At 68.5% G+C, this 4748-nt stretch carries 2 protein-coding genes and 1 pseudogene; 1 reads left to right on the top strand and 2 read right to left on the bottom strand.

All coding sequences use genetic code 11. The features are described from left to right. Window positions 1–496, bottom strand: a pseudogene (locus VD972_RS10045) (hypothetical protein); the annotation flags it as partial. Between the two features lie 646 nt (window positions 497–1142). Between VD972_RS10045 and VD972_RS10040 the strand changes: the two are divergent. Then, on the top strand, window positions 1143–1784 hold the full coding sequence (locus VD972_RS10040; protein WP_324984496.1) for a prepilin-type N-terminal cleavage/methylation domain-containing protein: 642 nt from the start codon (window positions 1143–1145) through the stop codon (window positions 1782–1784). Window positions 1785–1873: 89 nt separating this feature from the next. On the opposite strand, the gene VD972_RS10035 is transcribed toward VD972_RS10040, so the two are convergent. Then, a partial coding sequence (locus tag VD972_RS10035) for a DUF5011 domain-containing protein (RefSeq protein WP_324984484.1) occupies window positions 1874–4748 on the bottom strand: 2875 nt, incomplete at its 5' end.

Genomic DNA, 4748 nt, shown 5'->3' with positions numbered 1-4748 from the left:
TGAACTCGCCGAACGGCTCCAGCAGCGCAACGTGCGTATTGGCCGGGGCGCTCTGGTAGGCGCACCCCAGTGAGATGTACATGCCCGTTCGATACTGGAGGGTATTGCTGATGACATCCCGGATCCCGTTCTCCACGATCTGGGGCGCATTGTTGGAGCTCACGTTCGTGCTGATGATGACCACATCACCATCGACGATGGCTCCCCAGGTGGCGCGAGTGTCGATCGCGGCCTGGAACGCGGCCTCACCGGCCGTGCAGGCCGCATCGCCGATGACGATGGCGCGGTAGGACATGAACTGGGTGGCGCTCATCAGCCGCCACTGAGCAGGCGTCACCACGTCAACCACGACGCCGGGCGGCGCGTAGGCCAGCGCGGCCTGAGCCTCGCGGCTGTCGATCCCACCGTTGACGGTAGAGCCCAGAATCAGCACCTTGTTGGAGCTGCGGACTTCCTGGCGGGTCGCACGCACCGCAGCCGGGGTCAGCTCGGGCAATGGCGCAGTCTCCTCTTGGCCGCAGGCGCTGGCCAGGACTGCGGCCAACACCAGCGAAACTCCCCATACGCCTTTGAGTTTCATACGGAACATCCCCCACGGCTTGAAAGTCGAAAGAACAAAGTGCTCGGCATCCCAATACGTCTTCTCAAGGACTGAGGGATTCACTCGCAGTCGGCGATGTGGGCGCAACCCGGGGTCCCCAGACTCCGCGCCACCGTCGCCTATCCGAAACTGAATCTGCACAGCCCACCCGCAATTTTCCCTTTTAGGCAGAGACAGGCAAGCAGTTTATTTCGCGCTTTATATGAAATTCAGGAAAGTGTGAGGTGCGTGCGGATAGGGTCCCACCTCATGGCAGAACCCTTGTTCTCATGAAGGGCGCACCGGAAGTCGCACCCCAGTTCTCTGCTGTGCTGTGCTCCTGAAAAGGGTTGCGTTGAACACCTGAGCGTGGATCGCGCGCGTCGCCGCCCGGCAGTGACTGCCCAAGCGCGTCACCGAGTGCCCTGCTTCGTCGCTGGTCGCGCCGCGTGCACGCGCCAACTCCGCGCAATCGTGTGCGCGCACGCTTCCTGTCGCGTGGCCTGCTGATTGCTCTTCCGCTCCTTCGCAGCACTTCCCCCTCAGCGACAAGGAGCACTCCATGACGAAGCGTCGTCAACGCTACGGCTTTACCCTCATCGAGCTGATGATCGTGGTGGCCATCATCGGCATCCTGGCCGCCATCGCCATTCCCAACTTCGTGCGGTTCCAGGCGCGGGCGCGGCAGTCCGAGGTGGGCGTCAACCTCAAGAGCCTCTTCACCGGCCTGCGGACCCAGCAGCACCGGCCCACCACTCCCATCCGCTCCAGCGGCTTCAATCCCGAGCGAGGCAACCGCTACAGCTACCACCTGGAGAACGCATGCTCCTCCTTCGAGGACCGCGGCAGCCTGGACGTCACCCCGCACGACGAGGACACCTGCATCGGCGCGGACACCTTCAAGTTCCAGAGCTTCCCGCCCGTCTTCTCACCGGTCCCCGTGGCCAGCGCGACCTGGGGGAGCCGCGCCACCCAGAACGGCCTGAGCACCAGCGCCGGCATCTTCGGCTCCCTGGAGAACTGGGACTTCCTGGCCTATGGCGCCGGTGACGTGGACAACGATCCGAACGGAGATCAGCCCGACACCTGGCTGATCTCCTCCTCGGATGGACAGCTCGCCTCCGTGTGCCCGACCAGCAGCCCCCAGGCCCCCGTCGCCGCGGGCGAGCCGTTCAACGTCATGAACGACGTCAGCTGCAACTGAGCACGGGCCGCTGGGAGCGCACTCCCCCGAGCGCAGCGAGGCGCTCGGGGGCTTCTCCTCCGCGAGCAGCGCTGGAGCCGCGCCCGCTGCTACGGCGAGGTGCGGTGGGCCAGAGGCTGCTCGGGCGGCGGCGCGACCACCGTGTAGCCCGCACTCGCGCCGCTGTCGGTGGCCGTCCCGCTCTCGGTGGCCGGCACGCGGATCCGGCAGAGGCCGGGCCGGACGTTGCCCGTCTGATCCTTCAGCTCGAAGGCCACGCCATACACGCGGCCGTCCCCCTCGTCCTGGCGCTCGGCGCGGACCTTGAAGGAGCTCCTGCCCGTGATGACGATGTCCTCCAGGGTGCTGCCGTCGCTGCTGCCCGGCGCATCCTCGGACTCGTCGCTGAAGATGGAGATGATGGTGCCGTTGTTGACGAGCGCGTACCCGTCGCACGTGTCACTGGCGGTGACACAGTCCGCCAGCGAGAAGGTGCGCAGGGATTGATCGGCTGGCCAGAGGGTGACTTCCCGGTACTCGATCGTGGGTGCCTGCGTGTCCACCACCTGCACCGTGCGCGTCACCGGCGTGGGCTTGAGGAGCGTGCTGTCCTGCACGTTGTAGGTGAGGGTGTAGCTGCCGCGGCCCCAGGCATTCACGCTGCCCGTGGTGGTGATGGAGCGGGTCAGATCGCCGTAGCACGCGTCCGCCGCGGTGGCGCCCGGATCGACGTAGGGAGCGCTGGCGCACTCGTGCTGCACGGTGGCCGCGCCCACCAGGGTGAGCGTGGGCGGCAGGCGATCCACCACCTTCACCGTGCGCAGCGCCATGGTGGTGTTGCCGGACGCGTCCCACACGCCGTACTGGATGCTGTACGAGCCCACGGCGTTGGCGTTTGCGCCGTTGCCATAGGTGTTCAGCTGGCTCGTCATGTCTCCCTGGCACGCGTCATACGCGGTGGCGCCCAGCTCGGTGTACGTGTCCACGCCGCACTCCAGCGTCATGAGGGTCTCGCCGAGGATCGTCACCACGGGCGGCTGGGTGTCCCTCACGGTGACGCTGCGGGTGACGCTCTCGGCCGCGTTCCCGGAGGGATCCATGACGTTGTAGGTGATGGGGTAGCTGCCCGGCGCGACGATGTTCTCCGTGCCCGAGATGGTGATGCGGTGGGTGATGTCTCCGGCGCACAGGTCCTCGGCGGAGGCGCCCAGGGCGATGAAGCCGTCCCGCGAGCACTCCATGACCGGAGCGGACGAGCCCTGGAGGGTGATCCGCGGCGGGCGCGTGTCCACCACGCGCACGTCCCGCACCTTCTCCGCCGCCAGGCCGCGGCCGTCCTGCACGCGGTAGCTCAGCGGGTAGGCGCCCGCCACGTTCGTGTCCACCGTGCCCGTGACGGTGATGGAGCTCGTGAGGTTGCCGGAGCACAGATCCTGGGCAGTGGCGCCCACCTCGGTGAAGGTGTCCACCTTGCACTCCAGGCGCAGGCTGGTGGCACCGTTCAGGTAGAGCTCCGGGGCCAGGGTGTCCTGGACGTGGACCTCGCGCACGGCGGTGGTCACGTTGCCACCGCTGTCCGCCGCGCGGTAGGTGACGGAGTAGGTAGCCGGCCGGGCCGAGTCGATGAACGGGTGCTGGATGGTGATGGAGCCGGAGATGTCCCCGGAGCAGCCATCCACCGCCGTGGCGCCTGGCTCGGAGTACCAGTCCCGCATGCACTCGAGCGGCATGGGGTTGAGGCCGTTGAGCGCGATCCTCAGCCCCTGGCCGCCCGCCACCGTCACCGTGCGCGTCACCGGCACCGCGGTGTTGCCCGAGGAATCCGTGGCGCCGTAGGTGAGCACGTAGGTGCCCGCCTGGCTGGAGTTCACCGTGCCGGAGATCGTCACGCGGCTGCTCACGTTCGCCTGGCACGAGTCGATCGCGGTGGCGCCCGGATCGACGAAGGTGGTGCCGCAGTCGAGCGCGACCGCTCCTTCGCCATTGATCGCGAGGGTCGGCGGCTGCGTGTCCTCCACGGTGAAGGACGAGGAGCACGTCGCCGCGTTGCCAGAGGTGTCCGCCGCGGACCAGGTGAGCGCCACCGTGCCCAGCGGGAAGCTGGCCAGCCCGGGAGCCTGCACGTCCACCGGAGAGCACACGTCCGTGGCGCTCGCGGTGCCGACCTCGCTGTTCGAGGCGCTGCCCCCCACGCACTCGGCGGTGGAGGGGGCCGGACAGGAGATCGTCGGAGGCAGGGTGTCCCGCACCTCCACCTCGGTGGTGCAGGCCGCCTCGTTCCCCGCGCTGTCCGTCGCCGTGTACGTGACGGAGGAGGTGCCCAGCGGATAGGACACCAGCCCTGGCCCGCTCACCCCCACCGTGGAGCACGCGTCCGTCGCATCCGCCCCACCCGCCGACACGGTGGCCGACTGGTTCCCCGTGCACTCCGCCTGCACCGGCGGCCCGCAGGTGATGGAGGGCGGCTCGCAGTCACGCACGCGCACGCTCGCGGAGCAGCTGTCGCTCTCGAAGCCATCGGAGACCGTGAGGCTCACCGCCTGCTGGCCGATGGCATACGGGCCCGCGGGCGACTGGGCCAGGGAGAGGGCGTCCCCGTCTGGATCATAGGAGCCCTCGTTCACGCTCGCCTGAGCGGTGCACGCCGGGCCCGCGCAGACATCCTGTGCCAGGCACCGAGCCTCCGGCGCGTGGTTGCCCGAGAAGATCGCCAGATCGCTGAGCACCGGATCGCCGCTGAAGTTCACCGCGCGCAGCGTGGCAAGCACCTCGATGAAGCGGCCCTGGATCCCGGCGAACTCCTGGCCGCTCACCACCTGCGCGAAGGCCTGCGAGCCCAGGGACGCGCTGGTGTCGGCCGCCCTCACGGCCACGGTGATGAGGCTGCCCGCGGGCGTCGCGCCCTGCGCCTCCTGGTTCCAGGTGAGGGTGCCCCAGCTCGCCCCGGCCGCCCCGCTGTCGTGGACCGCGCTCCACGTCCCCTGG

The organism is Hyalangium sp. (assembly GCF_035629615.1).
Classification (GTDB): domain Bacteria; phylum Myxococcota; class Myxococcia; order Myxococcales; family Myxococcaceae; genus Hyalangium.
The sequence above is the reverse complement of the archived record's forward strand: the minus strand, read 5'-3'. Positions and strand labels throughout refer to the sequence as shown.